Annotated in this window: 31 protein-coding genes; 15 read left to right on the top strand and 16 right to left on the bottom strand. The window is 65.3% G+C overall.

The window, feature by feature from the left end; genetic code table 11:
• Positions 1-638 precede the first annotated feature (638 nt).
• The 5 genes from DEA06_RS14435 to DEA06_RS14415 form a co-directional block, all read right to left on the bottom strand.
• Complete coding sequence (locus tag DEA06_RS14435) at positions 639-1,040, bottom strand: hypothetical protein (protein WP_133241793.1); 402 nt, start codon at positions 1,038-1,040, stop codon at positions 639-641.
• A gap of 308 nt (positions 1,041-1,348) precedes the next feature.
• Complete coding sequence (locus DEA06_RS14430; protein ID WP_116648712.1) at positions 1,349-2,152, bottom strand: AAA family ATPase; 804 nt, start codon at positions 2,150-2,152, stop codon at positions 1,349-1,351.
• 3 nt (positions 2,153-2,155) lie between these two features.
• Positions 2,156-3,538: a Mu transposase C-terminal domain-containing protein gene (locus tag DEA06_RS14425; protein WP_116648711.1), complete on the bottom strand. Its 1,383-nt coding sequence runs from the start codon at positions 3,536-3,538 to the stop codon at positions 2,156-2,158.
• Between the two features lie 7 nt (positions 3,539-3,545).
• Entirely contained in the window at positions 3,546-4,142 is a 597-nt protein-coding gene (locus DEA06_RS14420; RefSeq protein ID WP_116648710.1) for a recombinase family protein, read from the bottom strand.
• A gap of 312 nt (positions 4,143-4,454) precedes the next feature.
• Positions 4,455-5,426 (bottom strand): hypothetical protein, encoded by a 972-nt coding sequence (locus tag DEA06_RS14415; RefSeq protein ID WP_116648709.1) that lies wholly within the window; start codon positions 5,424-5,426, stop codon positions 4,455-4,457.
• A 955-nt stretch (positions 5,427-6,381) separates the two neighbouring features.
• On the opposite strand from DEA06_RS14415, the gene DEA06_RS14405 reads away from it, so the two are divergent.
• Entirely contained in the window at positions 6,382-7,128 is a 747-nt protein-coding gene (locus DEA06_RS14405) for a hypothetical protein (protein ID WP_133241792.1), read from the top strand.
• Positions 7,129-7,553: 425 nt separating this feature from the next.
• Here the strand turns inward: DEA06_RS14405 and DEA06_RS14400 are convergent, their stop codons facing one another.
• Both DEA06_RS14400 and DEA06_RS14395 read right to left on the bottom strand, forming a co-directional pair.
• Positions 7,554-8,588, bottom strand: coding sequence for a CU044_5270 family protein (locus DEA06_RS14400; RefSeq protein ID WP_133241791.1), 1,035 nt, complete (start codon positions 8,586-8,588; stop codon positions 7,554-7,556).
• Positions 8,506-9,105, bottom strand: a complete 600-nt coding sequence (locus DEA06_RS14395; RefSeq protein WP_240606967.1) for a sigma-70 family RNA polymerase sigma factor — start codon at positions 9,103-9,105, stop codon at positions 8,506-8,508. Before DEA06_RS14395 ends, DEA06_RS14400 begins: the two co-directional genes overlap by 83 nt.
• Positions 9,106-9,443: 338 nt before the next feature.
• Between DEA06_RS14395 and DEA06_RS14390 the strand changes: the two genes are divergently transcribed.
• Positions 9,444-10,532, top strand: a complete 1,089-nt coding sequence (locus DEA06_RS14390; RefSeq protein WP_133241790.1) for a hypothetical protein — start codon at positions 9,444-9,446, stop codon at positions 10,530-10,532.
• Positions 10,533-11,247: 715 nt separating this feature from the next.
• Here DEA06_RS14390 and DEA06_RS14385 read toward each other — a convergent pair.
• Positions 11,248-12,279: a matrixin family metalloprotease gene (locus DEA06_RS14385; protein ID WP_205781294.1), complete on the bottom strand. Its 1,032-nt coding sequence runs from the start codon at positions 12,277-12,279 to the stop codon at positions 11,248-11,250.
• 326 nt (positions 12,280-12,605) lie between these two features.
• Between DEA06_RS14385 and DEA06_RS14380 the strand changes: the two genes are divergently transcribed.
• From DEA06_RS14380 to DEA06_RS14370, 3 genes are read left to right on the top strand one after another with little or no spacing between them, the layout of a single operon-like run.
• Positions 12,606-12,809, top strand: coding sequence for an antitoxin VbhA family protein (locus DEA06_RS14380; RefSeq protein WP_116648704.1), 204 nt, complete (start codon positions 12,606-12,608; stop codon positions 12,807-12,809).
• Positions 12,802-13,569: a Fic family protein gene (locus DEA06_RS14375; RefSeq protein ID WP_205781293.1), complete on the top strand. Its 768-nt coding sequence runs from the start codon at positions 12,802-12,804 to the stop codon at positions 13,567-13,569. The genes DEA06_RS14380 and DEA06_RS14375 overlap by 8 nt, the downstream gene beginning before the upstream one ends.
• Entirely contained in the window at positions 13,566-14,207 is a 642-nt protein-coding gene (locus DEA06_RS14370; RefSeq protein ID WP_116648703.1) for a recombinase family protein, read from the top strand. Before DEA06_RS14375 ends, DEA06_RS14370 begins: the two co-directional genes overlap by 4 nt.
• Here the strand turns inward: DEA06_RS14370 and DEA06_RS14365 are convergent.
• A complete protein-coding gene (locus DEA06_RS14365; protein WP_116648772.1) occupies positions 14,152-14,424 on the bottom strand; it encodes a helix-turn-helix transcriptional regulator in 273 nt (90 codons plus the stop codon). The two genes, DEA06_RS14370 and DEA06_RS14365, sit on opposite strands and share 56 nt — an antisense overlap.
• A gap of 65 nt (positions 14,425-14,489) precedes the next feature.
• Between DEA06_RS14365 and DEA06_RS14360 the strand changes: the two genes are divergently transcribed.
• The gene (locus tag DEA06_RS14360; protein WP_116648702.1) at positions 14,490-15,209 is read left to right on the top strand and encodes an SOS response-associated peptidase; all 720 of its coding nucleotides are present in this window, start codon (positions 14,490-14,492) and stop codon (positions 15,207-15,209) included.
• Here the strand turns inward: DEA06_RS14360 and DEA06_RS14355 are convergent.
• The 4 genes from DEA06_RS14355 to DEA06_RS14340 all read right to left on the bottom strand — a co-directional run bounded on the left by DEA06_RS14355 (position 15,190) and on the right by DEA06_RS14340 (position 16,401).
• Complete coding sequence (locus DEA06_RS14355; RefSeq protein ID WP_116648701.1) at positions 15,190-15,384, bottom strand: hypothetical protein; 195 nt, start codon at positions 15,382-15,384, stop codon at positions 15,190-15,192. The two genes, DEA06_RS14360 and DEA06_RS14355, sit on opposite strands and share 20 nt — an antisense overlap.
• A complete protein-coding gene (locus DEA06_RS14350) occupies positions 15,384-15,581 on the bottom strand; it encodes a hypothetical protein (RefSeq protein WP_133241789.1) in 198 nt (65 codons plus the stop codon). The genes DEA06_RS14355 and DEA06_RS14350 overlap by 1 nt, the downstream gene beginning before the upstream one ends.
• An 8-nt stretch (positions 15,582-15,589) precedes the next feature.
• The gene (gene nrdH / locus DEA06_RS14345) at positions 15,590-15,832 is read right to left on the bottom strand and encodes a glutaredoxin-like protein NrdH (protein WP_116648699.1); all 243 of its coding nucleotides are present in this window, start codon (positions 15,830-15,832) and stop codon (positions 15,590-15,592) included.
• 248 nt (positions 15,833-16,080) lie between these two features.
• Complete coding sequence (locus DEA06_RS14340) at positions 16,081-16,401, bottom strand: hypothetical protein (protein ID WP_116648698.1); 321 nt, start codon at positions 16,399-16,401, stop codon at positions 16,081-16,083.
• A 357-nt stretch (positions 16,402-16,758) separates the two neighbouring features.
• On the opposite strand from DEA06_RS14340, the gene mobC reads away from it, so the two are divergent.
• The 5 genes from mobC (at position 16,759) to DEA06_RS14315 (ending at position 20,635) form a co-directional block, all read left to right on the top strand.
• Positions 16,759-17,022: a plasmid mobilization relaxosome protein MobC gene (mobC, locus tag DEA06_RS14335; protein ID WP_165818030.1), complete on the top strand. Its 264-nt coding sequence runs from the start codon at positions 16,759-16,761 to the stop codon at positions 17,020-17,022.
• Positions 17,019-18,662, top strand: coding sequence for a relaxase/mobilization nuclease domain-containing protein (locus tag DEA06_RS14330; protein ID WP_116648696.1), 1,644 nt, complete (start codon positions 17,019-17,021; stop codon positions 18,660-18,662). The genes mobC and DEA06_RS14330 overlap by 4 nt, the downstream gene beginning before the upstream one ends.
• A gap of 14 nt (positions 18,663-18,676) precedes the next feature.
• Positions 18,677-19,522: a hypothetical protein gene (locus tag DEA06_RS14325; protein WP_116648695.1), complete on the top strand. Its 846-nt coding sequence runs from the start codon at positions 18,677-18,679 to the stop codon at positions 19,520-19,522.
• Positions 19,519-20,046: a hypothetical protein gene (locus DEA06_RS14320; RefSeq protein ID WP_116648694.1), complete on the top strand. Its 528-nt coding sequence runs from the start codon at positions 19,519-19,521 to the stop codon at positions 20,044-20,046. Before DEA06_RS14325 ends, DEA06_RS14320 begins: the two co-directional genes overlap by 4 nt.
• 112 nt (positions 20,047-20,158) lie before the next feature.
• The gene (locus tag DEA06_RS14315) at positions 20,159-20,635 is read left to right on the top strand and encodes a hypothetical protein (protein WP_116648693.1); all 477 of its coding nucleotides are present in this window, start codon (positions 20,159-20,161) and stop codon (positions 20,633-20,635) included.
• 19 nt (positions 20,636-20,654) lie between these two features.
• Here DEA06_RS14315 and DEA06_RS14310 read toward each other — a convergent pair whose 3' ends face one another.
• Positions 20,655-21,236, bottom strand: coding sequence for a hypothetical protein (locus DEA06_RS14310; protein ID WP_116648692.1), 582 nt, complete (start codon positions 21,234-21,236; stop codon positions 20,655-20,657).
• A 185-nt stretch (positions 21,237-21,421) separates the two neighbouring features.
• Between DEA06_RS14310 and DEA06_RS14305 the strand changes: the two genes are divergently transcribed.
• Together DEA06_RS14305 and DEA06_RS14300 are read left to right on the top strand one after the other, a co-directional pair.
• Positions 21,422-22,030, top strand: a complete 609-nt coding sequence (locus DEA06_RS14305; protein ID WP_133241788.1) for an RNA polymerase sigma factor — start codon at positions 21,422-21,424, stop codon at positions 22,028-22,030.
• Positions 22,027-22,533, top strand: a complete 507-nt coding sequence (locus DEA06_RS14300; RefSeq protein WP_116648690.1) for a hypothetical protein — start codon at positions 22,027-22,029, stop codon at positions 22,531-22,533. Before DEA06_RS14305 ends, DEA06_RS14300 begins: the two co-directional genes overlap by 4 nt.
• 3 nt (positions 22,534-22,536) lie before the next feature.
• Here DEA06_RS14300 and DEA06_RS14295 read toward each other — a convergent pair whose 3' ends face one another.
• Positions 22,537-23,073, bottom strand: coding sequence for a peptidase inhibitor family I36 protein (locus DEA06_RS14295; protein ID WP_116648689.1), 537 nt, complete (start codon positions 23,071-23,073; stop codon positions 22,537-22,539).
• Between the two features lie 737 nt (positions 23,074-23,810).
• Between DEA06_RS14295 and DEA06_RS14290 the strand changes: the two genes are divergently transcribed.
• The gene (locus DEA06_RS14290) at positions 23,811-24,494 is read left to right on the top strand and encodes a hypothetical protein (RefSeq protein WP_133241787.1); all 684 of its coding nucleotides are present in this window, start codon (positions 23,811-23,813) and stop codon (positions 24,492-24,494) included.
• Here DEA06_RS14290 and DEA06_RS14285 read toward each other — a convergent pair.
• A complete protein-coding gene (locus DEA06_RS14285) occupies positions 24,491-24,748 on the bottom strand; it encodes a hypothetical protein (RefSeq protein ID WP_116648687.1) in 258 nt (85 codons plus the stop codon). The two genes, DEA06_RS14290 and DEA06_RS14285, sit on opposite strands and share 4 nt — an antisense overlap.
• A gap of 177 nt (positions 24,749-24,925) precedes the next feature.
• Here DEA06_RS14285 and DEA06_RS14280 point away from each other — a divergent pair, with 177 nt between their 5' ends.
• Complete coding sequence (locus DEA06_RS14280) at positions 24,926-25,666, top strand: PDDEXK nuclease domain-containing protein (RefSeq protein ID WP_116648686.1); 741 nt, start codon at positions 24,926-24,928, stop codon at positions 25,664-25,666.
• The last annotated feature ends 34 nt before the right edge of the window (positions 25,667-25,700 follow it).

Genomic DNA, 25,700 nt, shown 5'->3' with positions numbered 1-25,700 from the left:
GACCTTCACGTGGCAACGCCTGCGGGATGGTGGTCAGTAGCGAGTTGATCGAGACGTTTGCCGACTTACCGGGCTGCACCGATGAACCTCTTCGAGCCGTAGGCGGAGAAACCCGCGGCGAGACCGGCGGTCGCGGCGACCGCGACGCAGCGGCGCGCGAAGCGCCGCATCGGGTGGCGAGTGGGGGAATTCAAGGACTCTCCGTGTTCGGATAGGGGAACAGCGTCTGCGCCGAGCTGACCGTGCGTCGACGCTCGTGTCCCGCGTCGAGGTTGTTCGCCGCAGGTAATGGCCAGGTGTCCTGTTGCCCATCGAGACGTGTCTCGCGGGTGCACACTTCTCCGCTGACCGTGGACGGGTGATCCACGTCCCACTCACCCGTCGGCCGCCGGCCGCAGCATCCCGCAACTAGGTGTTGGCACCTGCAAGGTGCCCACCGACATCACCACCGACGTCGTCGCGGGCGCGCTCGCTGGTCGTCGAGTTGCCGCACCCATAAGACGCCCTGGCTCGGCTAGTCGACGAGCAGTCGCGCACGACGATGCGTCAGCGGGCGGTCTCGCTCCGCCTCAAGGTGAGCGCCAAGAAGACGATGATGGCTAGCCCGGCGGGTGTCGACCACATGGCAAAGGCGCTGCTCAGGTGGCGTGCGGGGGGAGCCCCAGTTGCTGGCGGGCGACGCTCTTCACACCCGGGTCGGCATCGCGGGTGAGTACAGTGAGCACCTGCTCAACCGAGACCGAGTTCGAGTTCGAGACCACGCCAAGCCGGACCTCCACATCGACGTCGAAGGCAAGGGCGCGCAGCAAAGACGGCCCAGCCGCGGGGTTTCGGGTGACCTGACGTCGCACCGATATGTTCTTGCTACGGCCAAGGATCTTCAACGTCATCGGTGACGTCTCCGACCGGGCGAGCTCGAGCTCGGCGGCCACTTGATCACCGGCCGACCACGGCCCGGTATCAGGCTCCGAATATGCCCGCGGCGCGACGCCGCCAATCATGGCGCCCCGAAGGATGCGCTTTATGCCTGGTGCCGTCACTCGCCGATAGTAGCTTCGGACTCGGCCGGGCCTGGCCTCGGCGAGCAGCCCCAGCGTCCGCTCAAGCATCGGCTTACGGGCATCAAGCTCACCGGCCGATCGCTACAAATTTCGTTGTCGCCCGTAACTCGCGCCCGAAAACATTTGGCCCGAAAGCACCTTTCGAACCGGCCCACGTTTGCGGACCGGTCTAAATGGACAGCGTCGTACTCAGGCCAAAAACGATCGTTTGCGGGCACCCCCCGACAAATGGTTAGACGTGTGACTCGCAACGCTGCGTGGCGTATTTCTTGTATCGCTGTTTGGCGTTAGGTGCCGATGACCAGGATGCTTGCGGCTGCCTCGACGACGTCGTCGGTGATTGCGTCGAGTTGGTTGATTTTGAGGACGCGGGCGATTTGCGGGAAGAGTCGTTCGAGGAGGCGGAAGTTGCCGCGGGTGATGCGTTCGATTGCGGCGATGGCCTGTGCGTCGGTGAAGTCGTCGGGGTCGAGGGTGCGCCCGAGGCGCTTCCAGTGACGGTCGAGGACGAAGAGGAGCTCGTCTCGTCCGAGGGCGCGGTAGAGGTGGGAGAAACCGAGTCGGCTGTAGAGCTGCGGGTAGTGGCGGAACCTCTGGTCGATGCCGGGCATGCCGATGAGGATGATCGCGAGGTGGGTGCGGTCGTGCGAGTCGCGGAGGAGTTCGAGGGCAGTTGGGGTGAGCCGTTCGGCTTCATCGATGATGAGCAGTTCGACGAGGTCGGCCATGGCGTCCGGTGCGCGCTCGGGATTGACTTCGAGTAGGTGTTCTCGGGCGCAGATGCTGATCCTCGTTTTCCAGCGCTCGATCTCCTGCATGACGTCTTTGGGTCGGCTGATCACTTCGGGTGTGTAGAACACGGTGCGGGAGCGGTGCGCCATCGCATAGTGTCTGGCGTCCTCATCGCCGCGTCGCCCCCAGGTGGTGATGTAGGGCTCGAGGTCATCCCAGTTGGAGTATCGGCGGGCCGAGTTCGTCTTACCCACCCCGGCGTCGCCATGGCAAATCCCGATGGTGTTCTCTTTCCGCACGGCGTTTGCGAACTCGGCGAACCGCCGGTGTTCTTTCGTGACGATGAAGGGGTGGTTCATCTCTTAGTCCTCTTCGTAGGTGCGAAGACGGTGCCGACGCGGCTTGGCATTGGTGACCCGGGGTTCTTCGCGCGTGGTTGCGGTGGGGATGCGGTCGTTGATGGTGCGGCGTAGCTCCCGTCGTCGAGCGCGGCGCGCGGTTTCGATGTCTCGGAGGCTGAGGCGAAGGTTGGGGTGGTGTTCGTCGATGGCGACGCAGACGAACACGTCGCGGTCGTAGACGCGGATCTCGGAGATGTCGCGGGGGTCGTACCGGATGGTGACGGTGTGTCCGACGAAAGGCGCGAGCGTGGGCGCGAGGTACCGCTGGCCCTGAAAGTGGATGCCGTCGCGTTGCACCACGCGGTGTTTCGGCACAGTAAGGAGGAGTCCGTCGAGCTCTTCCAGGCTTTCCGGTATCCGCGGGAGCCACCCGTCGCCGACCCAAGCGTCTCGGGGCGAGATGCCGAGCTCGTTGTGGGTTCGCTCGTTGTAGGTGGCTATGAACGCACCGATGGCACGGTCAAGCTCGGGGAGATCGAGCACTGGGTTTGGCGTACGCGCGCCGCGGCCGATGTGACCGGGGAGTTCGGCGAGCAGCTCGGTGTTGATGGTGCCGAAGAACCGCTCGATCTTGCCCCGCCCTTGAGGACGCGCGATGGTCGAGTGAATGATGCGAATGTGCAGCGCAACGGCGGTGCGCTCAAGGTGGTGGCTGGTGAAGTCGGAGCCGTGGTCAACGTGAAGGATGTCCGGGATGCCGCACATCACCCACGACGGGTCCGTCTTCCGCCAGATGGCTTGGCGGAGGGCGAGAGCGGTATTCAACGCGGAGGGGGCTCCCGAGAAGACCATGTACCCGCAGATCGCACGGGAGTAATCATCGAGGACAGTCGTCAACCAGGGGCGGTCGGGTTTGCCGTCGGCGCCGACGATGAGCATGTCGAGCTGGGTGTGGTCGGCTTGCCAGGTCTGGTTCGGTCTGTCGGCCCGGCGCCGGAGAACGAGTTCGTGGCGGTCCCGGTACGCGGTCGGCCCCTCCAGCGCGAGAGTCACCAGGGCAGGGTCCAGCGCGGACACGATCGCGCAAACGGTCGAGTAGCTCGGCGCCGGCAGCTGCACTCGACGGGCTTCAGCCACGGTCAAACGATGCAGCGTGGCCAAAGTCGGGCGCGGCTTGGTCAGCGCCAGCCGTTCCACGAACGCGACCATCTCCGCTGGTGTTCGGCGTCGGCCAGCATCGGCACGGGTATGCGAGTCGAGGGCTGACAGGCCATCGCGCAGGTAGAGCTGCTTCCAGCGCTGCAGCGTGCGCGCACTGATGCCCGACGTTCGGGCTAGGGCCGCGAGAGGGACCAGATCCTCGACATGAAGCCGAAGGACTCGCCACTTCTCGAGGCCGTCCATCACGTAGCTACATCGCCGCGGCCTCGCGCGCCGCGTGGGCTTGCTGGTGGCGGTAAAGCGTCGCACGGCTCCACCCGACAAGCCGTGCCGCTTCCACAGCGGTTCTTCCCTTAGCCCGAGCATCGGTGGCGATCACGAGCTTGTCGGCGATGACCGTCGGGTTGGAGACGGGCCGGCCGAAGCGGGTACCGTTCTGCCGCGCGGCCGTGATCCCCGCATTGACACGCTCGACGATGAGCTCCCTCTCGTACTCGGCGAGAGTAGCGAGCATGTTCAGCATCAACCGCCCGGTCGAGGTCGCGGGGTCGATGCCGTCCGAAATGGAACGGACCCCGATGCCGCGCTCGCGCAGCAGATTCACCGTGTTCAGTACATCGATAAGGGAACGCCCCAGACGGTCCACCCGCCACACCACGACGGTGTCACCCGACTCGGCATAGTCGAGCAGTTTCCTCATCCCCGGCCGGTCAACCGCGGCCTTACTCCCAGAGGTGACGTCTGCGAACACGTCGCGCCTCTGCACGCCCGCGGCGACGAGCGCATCGAGCTGCAGCTGCGCATCCTGACTCGACGTGCTGACACGGGTGTAACCAAGTTCCCTCACCCATCCAGTGTGACTCACAAACCCCGCACGCACACTCCCATGAGACGAAACACGGTGAGACTACTTGTTGAGACAGGATCAGTCTCGAAAACCCCGACCGCCGAGCGTCACGCGGAACCCGACGTCCTGCGTCTCAGAAAGCTGTTGTTTATCAAGACGCGAAAATACCAAGGGTCGGCGATCCGTCCCCGCAGTCCGAGATAGCTTCCCGACGTCCTTGACTCGCTGTGGATGGGGACGGCGGGTTATCAGGTACGTTTCGCGAGGACGGTACCGGCTGCGACACGTGTCGCGACCGCTGGAATGCCTCGATCAGAGCCCCGGAGTTTCAATCTCGGGAGTGTTTACGGAGTCGTAGACCGGGAGTACCCACCGCTCGATCTCCGCGTCGGTCATCGGGCGGAGCGAGGCAGCGACGGCTGCGATCTCCTGCGCGTTGGCCGGTCGCTGGCTATCCTCGAGGAAGACCGCCTCGTACTCCTCGGGTGTGTCGATGACGACGAGCCGGCTGTCCTCGATGTAGGCGAGCGCTAGGCCGTCGCTGCGTTCCCAGCCTGTCTCTGTTTTGACGCACCACTCCGGCAGCGCACCCTCCGTCGCGGGGCCGGCGTCGCCGCCGCGGGACATCATTGTGCAAGGAAACGTTGCGTCCATGCCTGTCTCCTCGAACAGCCGGTTTGCTATCACTTTCGCCGCAGCTCCGTCGTCACTCAGCAGCCATGTGGCGGCCTCTGACCCGGTCGGCCGAACCCGAGTGTTCTGCCACCCTTCAAGCTCTGTAATGAACGGGTACGCACCACTTGTGAGGTAGTAGTCCAGCTGCTCCGAGGCCATCTGCTCGGATGTCTCAGCCGCCTGCAGCGCGCTCTCCTCGGCGGCAGTGGGGATGGCGGAGACGAGAATGACGAGCCCGACGCCCGCAGCACCACCGAGAATTCGCAACGGCCAGAGGCCAAGGAATAACCCGTAAGTCAGAGCACACAACGCGCACACCGCGAGATGAAGTGGAAGGTCTTCCTGGAGGACAAGAGGGCGGAGGATGCCGACCAGAAACCCATAGATGACCACGGTTCCTAGCAGCACCGTGACGGCGATGGCGCCGACCACGTGCCACCGCCCGGTCGCTGCCTTCGACACCCACGCGACGACCGCGGCGAGCACCGCGGCGACGATAGGTAGGGCGATGAGGGCAAACGGTAAACCAAACAATGCCATTACGCCCGCGTAAGACATCGCGTAGTCAGCGGCGAGCATCGCCGCCGCAGCCGCGGTGATGCTCAGCAACCCACGGCCGCTCGTTCGCATAAGCCCAGCCGGGCGGGTGTCAAGCTCACGACGCACCGTAGATGTCACTGACATCCCCCATCTGTCGCTCACATCATGCCAGCTGAGTCGATCCGGGCCGCTCGACTCATTACGGATCCACTTCGGGGCGACCGTTGAGGAACCCGCTATCCGGTCTCGCTGCCCTCGGTTACGTTGGGGATATGCGGTCCCGTTCAGCCCTGATGCTCGGTGCATTGTTGCTCGCGGTCTCATTGACCGCGTGCGCCTCGAATGCAGGTGGTGACGGAGCTCCCGCGGCGAGCCAGGCAAGCGAGCCCACTGACCCAAGTGCCTCCTCCAGCCCTGTGGAGAATGCAGATGCCGGGGCTCTCAAGCAGGCGCGAGCGTGGCTCGACGCAGTCGCCCTTCCGCCCGGAGCGGTCCGCTCCGAGGAAAGCGGCGGCTTTGGGTCCTACACGGGTTGGCCATGTGGGCCGGTCGAGGAGCTCGAGGCGTTCTGGACCATTCCGGGCGCAACGGTGCCCGATACGGCGAATTGGCTCATTCGGAACCCGCCCGCGAACCTTGTCACGACGGCGTTTGGGCCCGTGCCAGACGACAGCACTTCGGCGATGGTTGGCTACATCCCTGAGCCGGGCTCCCAGGAGGGAATGGTCTACACGGTGGTGAAAATAGCTGATGGTGTCGCCGTGAGAGCCGAGATCGCGGCTCTCACCGAGTCCGCCATGTGTCCGCCCCTCCCCGACGGCGGGATGTACGGAGCGCCGGGGCAGGGCTGAGCAGCCGCGTCAACGCGCTGGTGCCCGCGCCCGCAGCCAAGCCCGGCGATGCCGCCTTCCCATGACGTTCGACGCTTGGACCGCGAGACCTCGCAACGAGGTACATACTCGAAATCGCATAACGCGCCTCTTATGATCTGGCCATGTTGACCCAGCGGTCAGGACGCCTCCTAGTGACGCTCACGGTGGTTTCTCTTTCGTTTGTGATGTCCGGTTGCACACCGACCCCTGGCGAGTTTCCCCCATCAGGTTCTCAAGACCCACCTGTCATTGCCGCCCGGGAAAGGGCCGCTGCTGAACAGGACAAGCTTCTCGCCGCGGCGGCCATGGGCGAGGCCCTATCGATGGGCGTCCGCGACGGCTGCGAGAGCGGCACCAACAGCGAGCCTTGGGGACCGCGCGACTACTTCTACTGGAGATGCAACCGCACCACTTCATGGGTCGTTCGGAGCGACCTCGGGGACCCGGGAGAGATCATTGCGGCCTACCGCGCGCATCTCGCTGCCATCGGGTGTGAACCCGATCCGGCGTCGTTCGACATGGCCGCGCAGTACTGGGCCTTGTACGGCCCCACTCGTCAGAACGCGAACGGCGAGCCTTACACCGTCGACGATCTGCCGGGCGCGGGAGCGAACTGCACGGAGGACATGCAGATCGGCATCGGCTTCCGCTCCTCCGTCGGGTTCGACGTCGCGCAATACGAGCATTCCTACACCAGCGACGGAGAGGAAATCGAAGCCAGGAACCTCGACCAGACCGTCATTCGTTCTAGCGGAACCGAGTACATTGTCACGCTGAGTGCAAGCACCAGCTACCACCAGGTACTCCGCAGCGACCCGCAACCATCGGATGAATCCACACCCGAGCCGCTCCCCTGTGCGTGCTACAGCGGCAGTAGCTGCGATTGCCCCGGCGGATGACGACGTTTCGTCTCGTCCGTGGGGTGACGTACAGATGCTCATGAGCGGCGCGCTGACGCGCCGGCGGTCGAACGCTCAACTCAACGCGTCCTCCTGGCGCCCCCGGGCCGAAGAAGACGTCCGGAGACCATCCGCCTGAGAGCCCGCCAATCGGAACGATCGCATTTCAGGTCGCCTCCACGGTGAGCCTTTTCAGTCAGGCCAGCCTGAAGTAGAACGCATGTAGCAACTGCATCCCCGGGCACGGGGACCGGGGATTCAGTTGGCGAGCCGGCGTCAGATTCTGGGCACCGCTTGGTGGGCGAGAAGGACCGTGACGGGGACTGTAGGCGGGAGGGTGAGCGCACCGGTCGTCACTATGACGGTGACAGCCGCCGGGGGCTTCCGCGTCGGAGATTCACCGGGCCCCTGAAGTTTGGCGCGACTCACGGTGCCTCCGTCGTGACAGTCGTCTCGATCGCGGTTTGGGTGATGACCTCGTTGCTGCCCAATCCGAACACGGCCTGTGTCGCGACGGTGCGCTCACCGATCACCATCCCGGTGGCGGGATCGATGATGATCTCTTTTCTTTCGCCGAAGCGCAGCGGCTCGGTTCGCCCGATCGCGACTCCGGCAACACCGTCGAGATTGGCGACGTTCTCGGTGGCTGTCACCCCGGGGATGCGTGAGAGCGCGTCGAGCAGGGCGGCGCGGGTGTTGGCGGGAACGAGGCCGCTCCGCAACATGTCGGTGATGCGCACGAAGTTGTTCTCGTCGCGTGAGGCCGAGCCACCGTTGTACATCGAGTCGATGTAGGTGTAGGCCTCCGCGCCGTCGAGCGGCACGGCTTCAAGATCGAACGGTACCCAGGAAGGATCGCCCTGGTAGAACACTCCGTCCTCACCACGCTCGACTTGGATCTTCTCGCCCGTCTCAGAGGGAACGAGGTTCACGGTCTGCGGTACAGGGCTGTCACCCCAGTCGCGGTACAGAACCCACTCGGCATCCGGGTCTGCGGGCTTGTACACGTCGATGACCTGATACTTGGGGTAAAACTCCAATTCGCCGTCGGCGTTGCGGTCGTAGTACCCCCACTGCGCGTGGGTGTGCGACTTTAGGTAATGCCCGGAGCCCGGCACTGGGTCGGTGAACTCGATAGCCTGCGCCGCCGCATCCCGCAGCAGTTCAGCGGCGTGAGCACTAGCGGTACTGATGGACACGTTGCCCGCGACGAGGGTGCCAACGACGACCGCTGCAGCGCCGCCGAGGGCCCATCTCGTGCGGCGGAGGCGGGGCTTGCGGCGAGCCGGCACTGTCGCGGTCGGTGCGCCACCATCCGCGCGTTCGAGCAACGCGGCGCGGCCGGCGTTCAGCGCTTCCACGCTCGGGGGCGCGACTTCACGCCTGTTGCGCAGCAGAGTCAGTTCGTCCATGATCAATCTCCCTATCGGTGGATGCGGATGCAACAGCGGCGGCGTCACGCATGAGTCGCCGCGCGCGGTTCAGCCGAGAACGGACGGTGCCGACCGGCACCTCAAGCGCCGCCGCAATCGCCGCATAGTCAAGATCGGCCCACGCGTAGAGCAGCAACGTGTCGCGATCAACGGCTGAGAGGGAACGAAAAGCAGACGCGAGCCGCTTAGTGAGGCGGGCCGCATCCAGCCTTGACCCGGCCCGCTCAATGACGTCGGGCGCAACCTGCGCCGCGAGCCCCGCGACCATCCCCTTCCAAGCCCGCGCCTCAAGGCGCACGTGCTTTCGCATGAGGCGCGTGGCAATTCCGAGAAGCCACGGGCGCGCGTCCACAATCGACGCGTCGTAGGACTCACGCTTCTCGAAGGCCACGAGAAACGTCTCCGACATGATGTCGTCCGCCGAATGCTCACCCAGCCGCTGCGCCGCATACCGGTGCACCGCGGTCGCGTGCCGGTCATACAACTCCGCAAACGAAGCTGGGTGCCGGTGCGACCGCTCGATCAGTTCGTTATCAGCGCTCACATCTGTATTGCCCGTATCCAGGAAAAAGGTTCACGGGCTCAGCCTCGCAGCTCCCGCCCCGACTGCATTCGCCGCTCTTTCCGTCAAAATGCCCCTTCGCCAGTTAACGATCCGTGTGGAAAACCGACCCTGCCGCGGAGAAAACGAGGGTCGCGCGAGCTTGTCGTGGCGCGAACCCGCCTCGCCCATCACTTGACTCCTCTTGATCGGGACAACGCTGGGGAGGCCCTGGACGGGGCTGAGCGGCACGCGGCTCATTCCGGGTGCGCTTTGAATTCGCAGTCTTCTCGGATGGTGGGTGCAGCGGAGCCGCCTTCCTGTTCTCGTAGGCTTGCGCGGTGTCGATTTCGCCGGTGCTGATGCAGCGTGACGGAGGATCTTCGCCATCCCCGTCCAAGTTGCGACGGCGGGTCATTGTGGTGGCCGGCGCGACGCTCGCAGCCGCGATCGTTGTTCTCGCGGCGTTGTTGGGGATCTCCATTGCCTCTGACGGCGAGGTGTCGGTCCTCATCTGGACGCTCGGGTCGGACAGGCTCGCGGGGCTTGCTGTCATCGCCGCTTTCGCGTCTCTTGCATTGGGGCTTTGCCTCACGCCGGTGTCCCGATCCTTGCTCCTTCTGCTACTGCCGGCGCGGCTCGTCGCGGTTACTGCCACTTGTATCGCTGGTTCCGCGTGGTTCCTGACCTCGGGGGCGACGGTCGTGCAGCTTGTCAGCGCCGGGTGCGAGACCGGGTACGTGGTTGAAGAAGAGGCCTTCTTGCTGGCCGGCTGGGGCACTGTGTATAGAACGGACGGCGTACTCGTCACTGCCGTTGAGCGAACCGGCGGCGACGACGGTTACCGCCCGTTCGAAGACGGCGCCTACGCCGTGGTGGACGACGGCGATTCGCTTCGCGTTTGGTATACCTTCAACTTCGACTACTCGGCGGCGCCGGTGGCCACCGACCGCGACCCCGACTTCACGCTTCCGAAGCTGACCGATCGGAGCGTTTCCTGTGGTGTCACTACTGGTACGCGAACACCACTTCTCATACGCTCGACCGCGTCTCCTTTCGCCATCGACGAAGCTCGCGCGGGCCTCGAGGAGATGGTGGTCGCGTCGCTCGCCGCCGCGGTGGGCCCAGTCCACACCGCAACAGGAGACCCCATCGACCCGAACGAGCTCGCAGCGGTCCAGTCCGCGTGCGGCGAGAACGACGCTCGCCTAGGGATTGCAATCGAATTCACCACGGCGGATAACGCCGCCTCGCTTGCACAGATCCTCCAGACCTGGGACACCGCCGGCTACTCTTCCGACCGAGCGATACAGGAAGATATTCGGTACAGCGACATCCTTCCCATCGAGAGAATGAGCATTCGAGACTCCACGACAATCGATGGGCTCATCCATATGCAGATCACGACCCAGTGCAGCGAGCCTCGATAAGGCGCGCGAGGCGAGCCGGCAAAGGCACAGGTTCCGTCGCGTACAAGCTGCGGGAGTCGAGGGCGACGGGTAGCGCTGCGAGAAGTCAGCCAAAGAGTGCTAACAGTCACAGGTTAGACGAACGGGATTTTCCGCAGAATCAGCCATGCTCGAAACCCTTGCCGAAACGGGCAATCGCCGAAACCCTGCTGTGGGGTTTTTGATCGCGCCTAATGAGAGGTAGGCGATGGGCGGCCGCGAGAGTCGGCGCTGCCGGACTAAACGAACATGCTCGCGCGGTGCGTCGAGCTGGGTGGCTCAGCCGCCGGTCGGGTCGGTCTCGATCGAGACTGAAAGCTCGAGCGTGAATTCTGGGGCGATGACTCGAATTACCGTGCGGCCCAGGAGAGCGTCATCCGGAACGGTGATCTCTTTCCGGAACGCTCCGTCGCTTGGGGTTACCTTCCCCAAGTCGGCGGTCGCACCGGACTGCACCCATTCGAGCGAAAGGTCGCCCCAGGAGTCGGGCGTGCGGTCATTCGGCGTGTCGTTGCACGCCTCCCAGTCAACACCTTCGACTGTGATTGTGTCTCCGCGCTCCGCGGTTGGGGGCGATGCCGTGGCGCGAGGTTCGGCACAGGCTTGGCCGGGCGTCCCCGGCGCCGGTGGAGTGGGCGCCGGGGACGAACAACCGACAATGACAAGGGCAATGAAGGCGAGCGCGCCCGCCCCCCGTTTACCCCCCGTGCTTGACATAGATCCCCGTGAGATCGCCTGCCCCCAGAGTCCGGCCTGAAGCGTTGCAGTTCGTGATCGACGGGCTCATCGTCAAGTCGCTCCCGCCGTTCTCTGTCGCGTGACCGAGGCCAAGAACATGACCCAACTCGTGTGTCACAACAGATCGTAGGTCATAGCTCGCACCGGAGCAGCCGGTGGTCGAGGTCACCCAGCTCCGGTCCGACGTGTCGAAGCGGACGTCTGCTTGAACGGGAATTCCGGACGCGGTGTACCAGGTGCATGCGAGTCCGAGGGTGTTACCGGTTAGTGGTCCGAAGTCAATGACATTGAGGCCGTCCGCCGTCTCGCACGTGTTGGTTGTCGAGATGTTGGCATCGTAAGTCCAGGTGCCGGAGCTGATGCTTCCCGGTACGTTCAGAGCGCGGGACAACCCACACGAGTTGGTGCCGTTCTTCCAAACGTTGAGGGATGCCACCATGATCGACTCGAACGTTGACTTCGCGATGCCGGCCGGGAGTCTCTCATTGCTGTTCAGGTACAGGGTGCTTGGCCGCCAGTTTCCCGCCGACAGATTGTACGAGTAGTCATCGCATCGGGAGTACGCGAGCCGGGCTGACGTCGCTTCCCCCTCTGTGAGTTCAAGGACTTCCCCGTCCGGCAGAATCTTCCCGTACTTCATGGGTGAAGGGGTCGTCGATACATGCACTTGCCCCGCCTCACTGACCGACACCTCGAGGTACGGTGCTTCTCCCTCGCTGACCAGGCCTTGAGCAGTGACGGAGTGCCCTCGCTCGGGAACGACAACCCCTACGCCGTCGACCGCGACAATTTTGCCAGCGAGTCCGCACGCGTCGATGCTCACGCCCTCAACGTCCTCGGGCTCGACTGTTGCAGAACTGCGTGCAGACGGTGGGCACGCCTGGCCGCTGGTCTCCGGTTCTGCGACGACAGCGTGGGCGGAGGTGATCCCCATCCCCACAACGAGGACGGCCAAACAGAGTGTTGCGGCGGATCTCAACTTGTAGTTCATGGACTCAATTCCTTTCCGACGAGGGCGAGCGGGCACGCTATCCCAAGGAAGCTGCGCGGCGTGAGGCCATTGAACCAATGGGCGCAACCGGCCGACAGTCCGTATGGAGAACCGTCACCTGCTGTTCAGGTTTGTTGCACCTTTGCGCCATCTCAATGTTGCAACGCGTTCGTCAGGACCATCGCGCGGGCGCCCGAGCTATGCCGATGGGATTGCAACGGGCATATCTGGCAAGGCGGAGCCCTGCCAGAACCCGAAACCGCCGAAACTCGCGTAGAGGTTTTTGAGCAGATCGGGTAGACTGGACGAAGTCAAAGGAGGAACCGATGAGCATTGCGACTACTCCCACCATCTCCGCCGCTGAGCGCGAGCTGCGTGAGCGTGTCGTGGCCGACGCCGCTCACAGCTCCGCGATGGAAGGTCTCGACGCCGGCCCCGAGTACCGCGCAGACGCCGCCGCGTACGCGTCGGGGGAGTTCGACGCCGACGAGCTGGTGCGCCGCACGCGGGCTCGCTGGGGCCTTGCCTGAGTTCGTCGACCCGTATCTCGATCCGGCGTCAGGGGTTCTGCGCAACCGACTCGGTCTGACCGATTCCGCAATGCTCGATCGCGCGGAGGCGCAGCTGGTCGAAGCTCGACGCGCGCAGATGGTCACCCGCCCTATCGGCATCGCCGGAGATCTCCGACAGCTGCAGGCGATCCACGGCCAGCTGTTCCAGGACGTCTACGAGTGGGCCGGGCAGCTGCGCACCGTGGACATGCGTAAGGGCTCCGATCCGGCTGCAGAGTTCTTCATGCCAGTGTCGCGGCTGGAGACCGGGGCGGGCTTCGCGTTCGCTGAGCTGCGCGAGGACAAGATGCTGCGCGGGATGGATCGCGACCGGTTCGTGGAGCGCCTGGCGCACCACTATGACCAGGTCAATTACCTGCATCCATTTCGCGAGGGCAACGGGCGTACGCAACGCATCTTCTGGACGCAGATCTCCGCGGCCGCCGGCTACGACCTCGACTGGAGCAAGGTCACCGGCGCCGAGAACGATCGCGCGTCGCGTGCCGCGATGGAAACCCAAGACCTCAGCGGCCTCCGCAAGATCTTCGACCGCAGCGTCGAACCGACCACGCCCGGCAGCCGGCTCACCCCTGAACGGATGGAGCAGCTGCGCGCGTTCGCGACTCTCGGCCAGGCGTCGCCCCAGAGCCGCTCCATCGCTTCACCATCGACCGAACGCACGAGCGGCCACCGCCGACGCACCGAGGGCCGTCAGCACGGCACAGGGAGGGATCTATGACCGTCGTCGGCTACGCCCGCGTCTCCAAGCGCGACCAGAACCCGCAGGCACAGGAGGCCGAGCTCCGTGCGGCCGGCGCCGTGCGTGTCTTCGTCGACCACGGCGACTCGAGCCGCGTCAAAGATCGCCCGCAGTGGGTCGCGTGCTTGGACTACCTCAACCCGGGCGACGTGCTCCTGGTGCGCCGCCTCGACAGGCTCGGCGGTACTGAGCGCATCCTGATCGAGACGCTGCATGAGCTGGAGGACAAGGGCGTCGATATCAAGAGCCTCACCGAACCGGTGATCGACACCACGAGCCCGATGGGCCGCGCCCTGTTCGGGATCGTTGCCGTCTTCGCGCAGCTGCGCGTCGACACCATTAGAGAGAACACCCGTCTGGGCCTCGAGTACGCGCGCGCCCAGGGCCGCGTCGGCGGCCGGCCCACCGTGATGACTCCGGAACGCATCGAGGCCGCACGCCGGATGCGGGAACAGAGCCCGCCGGCGACGTGGGAGGCGATCGCCAAAACGCTCAACGTCGGTTCCGCGACCGTGCGTCGCGCCCTCGCCTCGGCCGATGACCAGGCCGCCGGGGACGTCCCTACCCTTGTGCGCGGGACTCCGCAGCCAGCAAGAGCGACGTCACCGGCACGTTGAGCACCCGCGCCACCGACCGCAGGGTGCGGAGGCGGGGGTTCGCCGGCCGACCGGGATTCGATTCCCCGCGCTCGAGCTTCGTGTAGGTGAACGTGGCGATGCCCGCGGCCTCCGCTGCCTCCGCTGCCGAGAGGCCGATCGACTCACGTGCCGCCGTCACCGCCTCGCCCAACGCGATCGCGAACGTCCACCACTCTTCGTCAGACTCGTCGTTCACCACCCCCCTCACGATGCCACCCAGACACCAGACGCGGGAGCCCCCTTGGAGCTACGCTCGGGGCCATGTGCGGGCGGTTCGCGATGAACAAGGAGACGAACGAGCTCATTGAGCAGTTCGTGGCTGAGGGTGGCCGACCTGACGAGTGGGCACCGTCGTACTCGGTCGCGCCGACGTCGGCTGCGCCGATCGTGCGGGAGTGGGCGGGCGAGGACGGTGTCGTGAACCGCGAGGTGACGGTCGCCCGCTGGGATTGGCCGAAGCCCGCGAACCGGCCGAGCGGGGCGCCGATCATCAACGCTCGGATGGAGAAGCTGCCGACCGGTTTCTGGGTGGGCCCGTTCTCTCAGTCTCGGTGCATCGTGCCGATGCTCGGCTACTACGAGTGGACTGGGGCCAAGGGCGACAAGCAGCCGCATTTCATCCATAGCGACGAGCTCCTCGCTGCCGCCGGCCTGACGTGGACGATGGAGATTGCGGGGGAGCGGCGCCGGGTCTTCGTCGTCGTCACGCGCGAGGCGCGCGATGCCTCCGGCGAGGTTCACGACCGGATGCCGGCGTTTCTCACCCGCGATCTCTGGGACGAGTGGCTGAGCCCCGTCCCGCTCACCGTCGACGGCGACACCGCTGCGTCGAAAGCCAACCGCGCCGAGCTCCTCGGGGGCCTCGAGCACGCATCGTCCGTGATCGCGTCGACGATGCGCACGTACGAGGTCGACCGGCGAGTGAACAACTCCCGCACGGTCGACCCTCGCGACGCCTCGCTTATCGAGCCGCTGTCGTAGCCACCTCGAGCACGGACGCTCGCGCGTACCGGATCAGTCCTCGCCCCAGGTCGAGGAACGTCGGGCCGCTGTTGCTCGCCCGCCACTCGCGCAGCTCGTCGAGGTCACGGCGAAGGATCGCCGACGTCTCTTCGGGGGTGAGCAGGATCGGTGTGGGGGAGGGTGTGGTGACCATCAGTTGTCCTCTCGGGTGAGTGTGTCGATGACGGTCACGTACTCCGTGCCGGGCACGGTGACCGTGCTCGCGAGACGGAAGCCGTGGTTGCCGTAGTCCTGCAGCTGCTCGTCGCGTCGGCCGACCTTCCGTGTCAACACCGGGTGGTCGTCGTCCGCACACGGGAGGGTGGTCTGGATCGTTGCGAAGGTCGCCATGGCCGTGCTCACGCCGCCCGCGACTTCACAAGCTGGTCGATCCGATCGGGCCGAAACCCCGACCACGGATCGCCCGCGCCCTCGACAACCGGGGCCTGCTGAAACCCGGCCTCCTTGACGTGCTCGAGCGCGACCGGATCGCCCTCCAGGTCGACGACGCGATAAGCGATTCCTGCTGCATCGAGCGCGCGTAGCGTCGCGACGCACTGCACGCATCCGTGCTTCGAGTAGATGGTCAGTGGTTCATTCATGGTGTGCGGTCCTCTCTCAACCTCATTGCCTTTCGGCGAGATCCGAAACACAGCGTTGGGGTCGCGGAGGCAAGGGACCGTGGAATACCGGACTGAGCGCAGCGAGGGAGGATATGCCGCGAAAGCCCTTGCCGGAGCGAACACGGCGCAGATCATCCACAGGCCGAAAGGCAACGAACGTTGCCACGCAAAAGCCCCCGTCAGCGCGTAGCGTGACGGGGGCTTTTGAGAGGGAAATGAGCCGAAGGCTACTCCTCAGTCGAAGCGGTAGATGCGTCGGCAGAGGAACGAGCGGGAGTGGTCCTCACGCGCGGCCGGCGTGTCTTCTGACCCGGCCCTCGCGCACCGGTGGCCCGGAGATCTTTCTCGCTCCATCCGGCCGAGAGGGCGGCCTGCCAGGCACGCTCGTGCGCGGCGTTCGCGTCGTTCCAGCGACGCTCCGCCTCGTCGGCATCGTTGGTCGCGGTTACGAGGTCGCGCACCGCGTCGACCTTCGCGTTGAGTTCGGCTTCGATCAATTGGCGCGCGCGCTGCGCGGCCTCATCGGGGTTCACAGTGACGTCGCTCATGTGACCCAGAATAAGCGCCGTCTCCGCGGCTGGCTAGAGAGAGAATGCACCCTAGCGGGGATGCTTCGACGTCACTATCGCTCTGCCTCAGGCGGAGCTTGGAGCAGAGCAAGCTATAGGTTTAGGTGCCCTAAACCCTGGACGCGGCGCTGATGCCGCTGCATACTGGTCGCATGGTCCCCGCCAGGAGGCGGGTTCGCTGCGCTGGGCCGAGGGAGTGATGGCATGCCGGAGGAGAACGAGCGACGCTTGTTCGGCCGTCGTCGGCGTGCGAACTCCGACTCTCCGCGAGACGTCGGGCGACACGTGGTTCGCACGAATGCCGAGGAGGAGGCGCAGCTGCAAGCTCGCGCACTGGTGGCACAGGTCACCGTGCCCCGGTTTCTCGTCGAGGCAGGTCTGGACGTGCATGTCGAGACGAACACCGAGCGTAAGCAGGCGATCGCCGAATTGTTCTCTGTGTCACGCACGCTCGCGAACATGGCGAACAACGTGAACCAGCTCGCACGTTTCGCGAACACTGAGGGTCAGTTCCCCGCTGAGGCTGAGGGCCTGGTGGGGGAGTGCCGCGAGCTTGTCGGCCGCATCGATGAGACGATCCGACAGTTGGCCGGCTCATGATCCCCAACATCACGCGCGGGTCGCGTATCAGCGGACTCATGACCTACCTGGCAGGGGAGGGGCGCTTCAACGAGCACGAGGAGCAGCATTTGGTCGCGGGCGATGCCGCGATCATGGCCATGCACGGCGACGCCGTACTCGACAGGGCAACCGCGCTGGAGATCGCGCGCAGTATCGACACTCCGCGCGTCGCATACGGCGTCGAGGTCACCCGAAATGCGCGGGTGACCGACCCGGAGAGCGGCGACGTGCGCACGGAGCGGGTGGCGGCGGACGTGTGGCATTGCTCGCTGTCACTGCACGCCGATGAGGGTCAGTTGAGCGACGAGAAGTGGGGCGCGATCGCGCAACAGTTCGTCGATGAGATGGGCTTCACCGAGGCGTCCGGGAAAGCGGCCTGCCGGTGGGTCGCCGTACGCCACGGCGTCTCCACCAACGGCAACGATCACATTCACTTGGCGGTGTCGCTCGTGCGTGAGGACGGCACGAAAGCGACGACGCACAACGACTTCCGCCGTGCCCAGGAAGTCTGCCGACACCTGGAGCGCGAACACGGTCTGACGACATTGGAGTCACGAGAGCGCGGCATGGGCGAGCGCGGCGTGAAGCCCGCCGAACGCGAGCGGGCAGACCGCGAAGGCAAGGTCGAGATCGACGCTCACCGTCTCGAGCGGACGGTACGCGGTGCAGCTACGGCATCTCTTGACGAGGGCGAGTTCGTACGCCGAATGCGTCGCGCGGGCGTTCTCATCCGGCCTCGGTACGCTGCCGGTCGCGACGACGTCGTGGCGGGTTACTCGGTCGCCGTGCGCCCTGTCGGTAACGAGCGCCCGGTTTGGTACGGCGGGGGCCGGCTGGCTCGCGACCTCACCCTCCCGCGGCTGCGCGAGGGGTGGCCGGACAGCCCTCAGAGCGCGCAGGGCGCGGTCGACGAGTGGCGTGCCGCGAGCAAGAACCCGTGGCAGTACCGGCCGATTGCACCCGGCCGCGAAGAGACCACGCCCGACCCTGAGTTGTGGGACAAGTACAGTCGCGAGCTCGGCGAGCTGCGCAAGCAGTTGCGCGATGTTCCGGTGACTGATCGTGCGACGTGGGCACACGTTGCACGGGAAACCTCAGGAGCGTTCGCGGCATGGTCGCAGCGTGTCGAGGCGACGCCGGGACCGCTCGCCGCGACCTCACGCGAGCTCGCCCGGAGTGCTCACATTCGCGCCCATGAGTCGAAGCCGAAGCCCGTTCAGATGGGGTCGGCGGCAGGAGTGGCGATGGTCCTGATGCAGGCCGCGGTGAGTGGGCAGGGGAGTGCCGGTCAGGCGATCATGCTGCGACAGCTCGGGCGGCTGTCGGTGGCCCTGATGGACGCGCATGCCGCCGCCGGCGATGCCCGTCGCGCGGAGCAGCTCGCACAGATGATGCGAGAGAAGTTCGCGGCGGTCGAGCGGCAGTTGCCCGCCGTTCAGACGCCGGCCGAGAAGGCGGCCACGCCGCGCACGTTGACGCCCGAAGAAGAGAAGGTGCGCCTGGCCACGGAAGGCCTCGCTGCACCCGGCACCGGCTCACCGGTCCCGAACACGATCACCCCGCGCAAGCGGTCCACAGCTGACACGTCGCGAGACCGCGACGGCCACGGTAGGGAATAGAGGAAGGACAGATCATGGTCGATGAGACTGACGGAGTAGGCGAGACGTTCGATGACTCGATGCGCGTCGCACTGACGGTCGCCTCCCAGTTCGGAGAGCGCATCAGTCGACTCCGCGAGCAGCTGACACGCCAGCGCGAAGCCGACGCCCGCCAGGAAACCCGCGAGCTGGAGTCGCGATTCGAGAGCGAGCGGGGCGCTATGCGCGCCTCATTGGAGCCCGTCAAGCACGCCGAATGGTGGGACCGTGCGAACGTCGAAAGCATCGCCGAGGTGCACCAGACGGCGACCGCCTGGCGCGATCACGACGACGTCGCGCGCGACGCACACGAGACGATCCGCCGCGAAGTCAGGGAGCGTTACGGCATCGACGTCGACCGCCCCGGCGCCGACCCGGTGGCAGTGGCCGCCGCGCTCCGCGACGCCGAAGAAGATCGCGCCCGAGCCGCCGAGGAACGCCGACGTTCGGGGGAGGAGCTCGCCGCGAGTGACGTCCTCCTCGCCAGCGCCGAGGCACGAGACAGAGACGCCGACACGGCGGCTCAGCGGGCATGGGAGACAGACAACGTCGAGGAGCGCGAGCCGCTCGAGCGTGAGGCGGCCCTCGTCGCTGACGATGCCGGCGCCGACCGCTCGGACAGCGAACTCGCCTACGACAGCTCAGAGCGCCGACGCGCGTTCGCGAGCGACCTCGAGGGGAAGGCCGACGCCAAGACCGTCGACGCGCGGGTCCTCGCCGATGGGGAGAACGCCAAGCACCCACGAGAGGCCGTCATGACAGCACCGGGCAAGGCGGCGAAGCCGAAGAGCCGTGCACGCGGCACGGCCCAGGAGCGCACGCGGGGTGGCCTCGCACGATGACTCCCGCGCGGCCGCCGGCGCTTGACGAGCTGCCCACCGCGCGCCCAGTGCGAGACGGTGTCCGGTTCGCCGGATGGATGGTGCGCGGTCTCTGGCACGGCGCCTGGCGCCGTAAGAGCTCGCCCGCAGCGCGCGCCCTCTCGGGCGTCATCCTGGTCGGTGCGTGCGCGCTGATCGTGCCGTTGGGCGTCGCGATGCCTGTGCTCGTTGCGCGCCCGCGGGCGAGGTACTACATGTCGCCCGAGCGCGACGCAGTGCTGGCGATCCTCGCCACCCGCACAGGATGGTCCGTAGGTGACCACGCGACCGCCGAGCCCGGAACGGGCCGCGGCGAGGCCCTCCGCGCGCAGCTGATCCCCGCGCTGCTTCCGTTCGTCGACGCCGCGGGAATCGCGGTGGAGGCCACGGCCGCCACGGAGGATCTGGCCAAACGGTACGCGCGCGAGATACCCGGCCTGCTCGACACCGGCAAGAAGGACTGGCCGCGCGGGCACAAGATGCGCCGAGAACCCCTAAATGTGTAGCGCACCAATCGTTGGAACATCTGGCTGCCGTCCGTACGACCGTCAGAGAGAAGCGGATGGTTGTGGGTCTCTTCGCAAAATGTGAGGCTGAAAGGAACGGATAGGGAGATTCATGGATGAAGCGTCGCCGTTCTTCGGCCCCGGCAGTCCGGCGTCAAAGGTCCCTGTGGTCGCCCGGGGGGAAGCGATCTACACAGCGGTTCCTGAGACTCCCGCAGCCCCCGTCCGACACCTCTTGGGCTACGAACCGTTCACGAGCTTGTGTGTCGCCCTGGGCGTAGAACCGCGGCAGCTCGCCACCATCACAACCTTCGGTGATTTCGTTCGAAGCCACCGAGACGCGGTTCTCGATGGCGGTCTCAACGATGCTGCAGCCGTATTCCTCGGCAATGTTCTCGTCAGCTATCGCTTCGATGCGCACTGGGTCAGATACGGCGACCACTTCCCTAGCGCCGGAACCGACGAACAGGCCTACGAGGTCCTGCATCTACTCGCCCTGCTGATGGACTCAGACGATTCGACCTACCGAACCTGTCTCGAAATGATCGAAGGGTGGGCTCAGCCGCAACCGGCCGAGCCCACCCTCTAACGGCTACCCGCGACGCCGCTTAGGTGCCGCAGTAGTCGTCCTGCACCTCGTCGTACGCGGCGGCCGTGTACGTCGTGCCGCCTCTGACCAGGGTGCCGTTGGTGATGGTACGGAACCAGGTGGTGTTGGATGTGTTGGCGCAGTTGTATGCGTACTCGAGCGCGAGGCTCGAGCCGCCCGTCCGCTGGGCCGATCTACTCGCCACAATGTTGTTGTAGTGGCCCCACGCGAGGAAACCGATGGTCGAGGACATGGCCGCACTCACGAACGGAGCGAGGCAGCTGGTGAGGTTGTCGGACACGATCTGGGTCGTCTGCTTGTAGACGAGAACGGTCAGCCCGCAACCTGAGGGGAACGCCCGCTGCGCGGCGCCATCCTCGCCAGAGCCCTCCTCGACGTACTGCACGGATGAGCCGCCGAGGATCTCGCCCCCGTTCGCTTCGATCTCCGCGATTCGTTCAGCGACGCCTGGAAGCGACGTGTCGATGGGAGGGGAGTCGGTGGTGGTCTCGCCAGCTGGGGGAGAGGGGGCGACCTCCGCGGCGTTTGCGGGGCCGCCGACGGTGAAGCCAATCACCACCACGAAGGCGGCGACAGCCACCCCGATCGATCTGGTGGATCTGCGAAGTGTGGACATCTGATACTCCCTTGTCGTTGATCACGCACGTATCGAACTCCCACACGGAGCCCTACAAGGTGATGTCCCGAGGCCCAAAAGGTTCACGATGCGAGTCGGGCCACTCCTCAACGGGTTCGTAAGCTAGTGCGGGGGGCGGGGGTGTCGACGTGAGAGAGAACGAATCCGACGCAGCCCTCTGGCTCGAAGCCATGTCCGGGACTGAGTGGGCATTCGTGACGATCTTTGATCGGTATCGCGTCCGGGTCTTCCGCGCTGCATACCGCCGAACGGCGGATGTCAGCCAATCCGAAGAGGCCGTGGCGATCGTGTTCCTCGAGGTCTGGCGATTGCGAAAACGGGTGCGCATCGTGGACGGCTCCCTCTTGCCGTGGCTGATCGCGGTGACCACGCGCGTGACCTCAAATCTCTCTCGTTCTCAGCGTCGATACGCTCGAATGATCGCCCAGCTGCCGCCGGCACTAGATCAAGAAGATCCATCTGATGATGTCGGTGAGCGGCTTGATGGCCAAAAGCGCAGCCGGGCTCTCGCAGATGCGATTGCGTCGCTCGCTCCCGGGGATCGCCTCGTGGTGGAGTTGTGCCTGATGGAAGAGCTTTCGATGGCTGATGCGGCCGCGGCGCTCGATCTACCGCTGGGCACGGTGAAGTCTCGACTGCACCGTGCCCGACGGCAGCTGCGAACCAAACTCGAGGGTTCGGACATATCCATACAGTCGCTCGCCCCGAATAACCCGGAGGAGGGGAGCACAGGATGACACCCGACGAGCCCGAGATGTCTGTTGCTCGCACCGCCGCGATGCGCAAAATCCTCGCCGATCGCGTCCGCGATGAACCTGTCTTCCGTCGCCGTCGCGTTCGGCACCGGATCATCGCGTGGGGGAGTGTCGGTGTGATCACGATCGGAGCGCTCACGACCGGCGCAGCAATTCTGCTCGGCTCTGCGCCTGTAACGGACAAGACCATCGTCCACTGCCTGAGCTCCACCACCGCCAACCCGGACGGCACCTACCCTGGATCGTCGGCCACGATTGCAGACGGCGACGGACCCGGCCGCGTTGACGACGCGCGGAACCTCTGCATTCAAATGTGGGAGCAGGGCGTGCTCAGCCCGAGCGTCGATCCCACCGCGCCAACACAGAGCCCGGGGACTGCACCCCCACTGCAGGTGTGCGTCATGCGCGATGGGACCGCAGCTGTCGTCCCGAGCGAGAACGAATCTGTGTGTCAGTCGCTCAGAATGGCCTCGCTCGAGGGGTAGGCCTCACCCGAAGGTTCCCTGCGGGCGGAAGACGAGCGACTTCACGTTGTCGTTCCACGATCCGATCGACGCGCAGTAGGGGGTGCAATTCAGGCGACTCCCGCCGTAGCTAGTGGCCGTGTACAGCGTGACCCAGCACCCATTCGTGGCACGAACGGAACTTATGCTGTTGTCCCAGCCCGAGGCAAGTGACGGGAACCCGAACGTCACACCCGAACACCCGCTCGACCCCCAGAACGTCAGGCTCGCACCAGATCCGTTGTGGTCTTTGTAGACCGTGCCGACGACCGTGCTCGCTGCGATTCCTCTCGTGTTCTCGCCGCCCACGCCGCCGCCCGCAAGATAGTCGGCAACTTCATCCTCGGTGCCGAAGCACACCGGATCGTCAGCGATATCCGATGACCCAATTGGGAGTACCTGGACCGCGCAATGCGATTCGCTGTCCTCCGGAACGGCGGCGTTTGCTGTTGGGAGCGGCCCAACCGTCATCGCAGCAATTACAGCTAACGCAGCGATCGCCGCTCGCAGATTCTTTCCCATGGTGTCTCCCGTCTCTCGACGAGAGCAGGAGCGCCCCCGTCAGAAAGGGCATGTCCGATGCGAACGCATCGGTTCACGGAGGGTGGGCCGAGGGGCCGACAACTAAGACATGTGTGGTCCGCGAAAGGGAAGCACGGTGGCCTACATGAGTACCTGATCCCTCGACAGAGCCCGAGCACATGACACCTGCCCCACCCACTCCCTCCCAGATCGTCGCCGCCCGACTCGCACCTTTGGCCGCGGCCGCGCCCCGGGGTACGTGAGCCGGCCGCGGCTCTCCCGCAAAGCTTCCGCGCAGCTGCAGGAGCTCGGCGTCGGCGTAGCGGCCGTCGACCAGGCGATCGACGCGCCCCACTCGATCGAACAGACCCACCAGGGCCACGGCACGCTGTGCGTGCGCGGAGATCTCGGTGTCATCGTCCCGGACGACAATCCTTCGCTCGTGGTCACGCTGTGCGGATCGACCCAGATGCTGCCCCGGCGTGACCATCACGATCGCGCACATCCCGAGCGACCGCCGGAGCTACCCGAACCTGATCGCGGAGATTCGGCGACGTACGGGCGTCGACGTCCTACCAGCCCGGTAACGTCCGCCAACACCTTCGGCTGCCACCGTGAACCTTTCCGACGGATGCGGACATGACAGTGGTGAGCCGCCTCTAGCCCGATGCGGAAGAGCATCCGGGCGGTCTCACCACAACCAGTGAACGCAAGAGAGAGCAGTCGGAGGAGATCAAATGACCAGCAGATTCGCGCGTCGAGCCCTCACCAGCACGGGCACGACGGCACCGCACCAGACACGATCAGCAAAAGGCTTGAAGCCCCGAGGACTGACGATCTTCGCAGCCGTAGCGGCGCTCACATTGGCCGTTGGCGCACCAGCGTCGGCCGCCACCGGGGATGAAGCACCGTCGCCCGAGGAAATCCACTCACAGACGGTCGGTAGTACTCTCACCGACGATGTCGAGCCCATAGTGCTCACGGCCGAGGTTCCTGCCGAACCGGGCGCCGGGGCTCGAGGTCCGGTTGTTTCCGGAACGGTCACCTGCGTCGTGGACGCTCAGAATCCACACATCTCGACCGGAGCCGGCTACGTGATCTACAAGACACGGATCAACTGCACCGGCACCGGCACCTACCCTCCTACGGTCAACGTTCTGGTTAGGGGCGCTCTGATGTGGGACAGCGCCCAGTACGCTGGGGACACGTCGAACGGCATCGTCTGGAGCACCCTGCGCAGCAGCAGCGAATCTCGTTCCGTCGCGGTGAACGGCTCCAACAACACCTTCTACACTCCGCAACTCGGAACGTCGGGGGCCTACTTCAAGGGCCACTACCAGGGCTCGTCGACCGCGCAGATCACGTCTTTGCCAAGCAACGTCGGTAGCGACATCTCTAACGTTCAGTTCCTCGCGCCCTAGTTCGCTGTGTCGGATGACGGGGGAAGCCACACAAGGATGAGCCCGTCATCCGACATCACGCGGAGTGCAACCCGGATCTGGCCATCAGGATTCTTAGCCTTCGCCCAACTCTCAACTTCCGCAGGAGTGCCACCCTCGGCATCGAAGGTCTCACGCCGCCCACCGTCCTGGAACAGGACTACGCGATAGCCGACCGCGTCCCACTCGACACGGCCATCCCGCTCGTCAACGGGAACGATCACCATCTCAGCCATACCCCAATTCTCCCCCGGTCGCGGCCGAGGATCTACCGGTGCTCATCCCCCGAGCGATCATCGGACCTACCCAAACCTGCTCGCGGAGATCCGCTGGCGCTCAGGCATCGACGTGCGAAGCGACGCCCGACCGGCTAGGTAACCGCGGCTTAGTCCGCGCAGCCCTACGGTGGAGACGTGACGATCGACCTGGTGCCCGACGACTACGCGGCCACGCTCGAGGATCTCAAACAGCGAGTCCACGCTGCGCGGCTCCGCGTGCAGCGGAAGGCCAACAACGAACTGCTGCAGTTGTGGTGGCAGATCGGTCAGGCGATCCGCGCTCGGCGCTCTCAGGAGGCGTGGGGCACCAACGTTCTCGCGAGGCTCGCGAAGGATCTCCGCGAGGAGTTCCCAACGATGAAGGGCTTCTCACCCGCAAATCTGCGATACATGCGGCGCTTCGCGGAGGCGTGGCCAGAGCTCGATTCAATTCGCCAACGACCCGTTGGCGAATTGCCCTGGGGGCACGTCATCGAGCTCCTCGACAAGTTGGACGACCAGCAGCTGCGCGACTGGTACGCCGCGAAAGATTCACACCACGGGTGGAGTCGGCCGGTGCTTGCGCACCAGATCACAACCCGGCTGCACGAGCGAGAAGCGGCCGCGCCGAGCAATTTCGCCGGCGCCCTCGAGCAACTCGACTCCGACCAGGCCCAGGAGCTCACCAAGGATCCTTACGCGCTCGAGTTCCTCGCCATCGACGGCGACGCCTCCGAACGCGAGCTTGAGCAGCGCATGGTCGACCGGATCCTCGACACGATGCGGGAGCTCGGACCCGGATTCGCGTTCGTCGGTCGCCAAGTGCACTTCGACATCGGCGGCGACGACTTCTTCGTCGATTGTTCCGACTCTCGGATTATTCCGATCGCAGCGTAAGCGGCCCTCTGTGGCGTGGGGAGTCACATGACGG

The organism is Microbacterium sp. Gd 4-13 (genome assembly GCF_003095395.1).
Classification (GTDB): domain Bacteria; phylum Actinomycetota; class Actinomycetes; order Actinomycetales; family Microbacteriaceae; genus Microbacterium.
Note: the sequence above shows the minus strand (reverse complement) of the source record. Positions and strands in the feature narration are given on the sequence as shown.

Coding starts and splice junctions, on each gene's coding strand:
- nrdH (WP_116648699.1), bottom strand. CDS start 15,832: ATGAATGAACCACTGACCATCTACTCGAAGCACGGATGCGTGCAGTGC.
- DEA06_RS14330 (WP_116648696.1), top strand. CDS start 17,019: ATGATCCCCAACATCACGCGCGGGTCGCGTATCAGCGGACTCATGACC.
- DEA06_RS14355 (WP_116648701.1), bottom strand. CDS start 15,384: ATGGTCACCACACCCTCCCCCACACCGATCCTGCTCACCCCCGAAGAG.
- DEA06_RS14320 (WP_116648694.1), top strand. CDS start 19,519: ATGACTCCCGCGCGGCCGCCGGCGCTTGACGAGCTGCCCACCGCGCGC.
- DEA06_RS14295 (WP_116648689.1), bottom strand. CDS start 23,073: ATGGGAAAGAATCTGCGAGCGGCGATCGCTGCGTTAGCTGTAATTGCT.
- DEA06_RS14370 (WP_116648703.1), top strand. CDS start 13,566: ATGACCGTCGTCGGCTACGCCCGCGTCTCCAAGCGCGACCAGAACCCG.
- DEA06_RS14380 (WP_116648704.1), top strand. CDS start 12,606: ATGAGCATTGCGACTACTCCCACCATCTCCGCCGCTGAGCGCGAGCTG.
- DEA06_RS14315 (WP_116648693.1), top strand. CDS start 20,159: ATGGATGAAGCGTCGCCGTTCTTCGGCCCCGGCAGTCCGGCGTCAAAG.
- DEA06_RS14360 (WP_116648702.1), top strand. CDS start 14,490: ATGTGCGGGCGGTTCGCGATGAACAAGGAGACGAACGAGCTCATTGAG.
- DEA06_RS14300 (WP_116648690.1), top strand. CDS start 22,027: ATGACACCCGACGAGCCCGAGATGTCTGTTGCTCGCACCGCCGCGATG.
- DEA06_RS14340 (WP_116648698.1), bottom strand. CDS start 16,401: ATGAGCGACGTCACTGTGAACCCCGATGAGGCCGCGCAGCGCGCGCGC.
- DEA06_RS14285 (WP_116648687.1), bottom strand. CDS start 24,748: ATGGCTGAGATGGTGATCGTTCCCGTTGACGAGCGGGATGGCCGTGTC.
- DEA06_RS14325 (WP_116648695.1), top strand. CDS start 18,677: ATGGTCGATGAGACTGACGGAGTAGGCGAGACGTTCGATGACTCGATG.
- DEA06_RS14350 (WP_133241789.1), bottom strand. CDS start 15,581: ATGGCGACCTTCGCAACGATCCAGACCACCCTCCCGTGTGCGGACGAC.
- DEA06_RS14290 (WP_133241787.1), top strand. CDS start 23,811: ATGACCAGCAGATTCGCGCGTCGAGCCCTCACCAGCACGGGCACGACG.
- DEA06_RS14425 (WP_116648711.1), bottom strand. CDS start 3,538: ATGGACGGCCTCGAGAAGTGGCGAGTCCTTCGGCTTCATGTCGAGGAT.
- DEA06_RS14385 (WP_205781294.1), bottom strand. CDS start 12,279: ATGAACTACAAGTTGAGATCCGCCGCAACACTCTGTTTGGCCGTCCTC.
- DEA06_RS14430 (WP_116648712.1), bottom strand. CDS start 2,152: ATGAACCACCCCTTCATCGTCACGAAAGAACACCGGCGGTTCGCCGAG.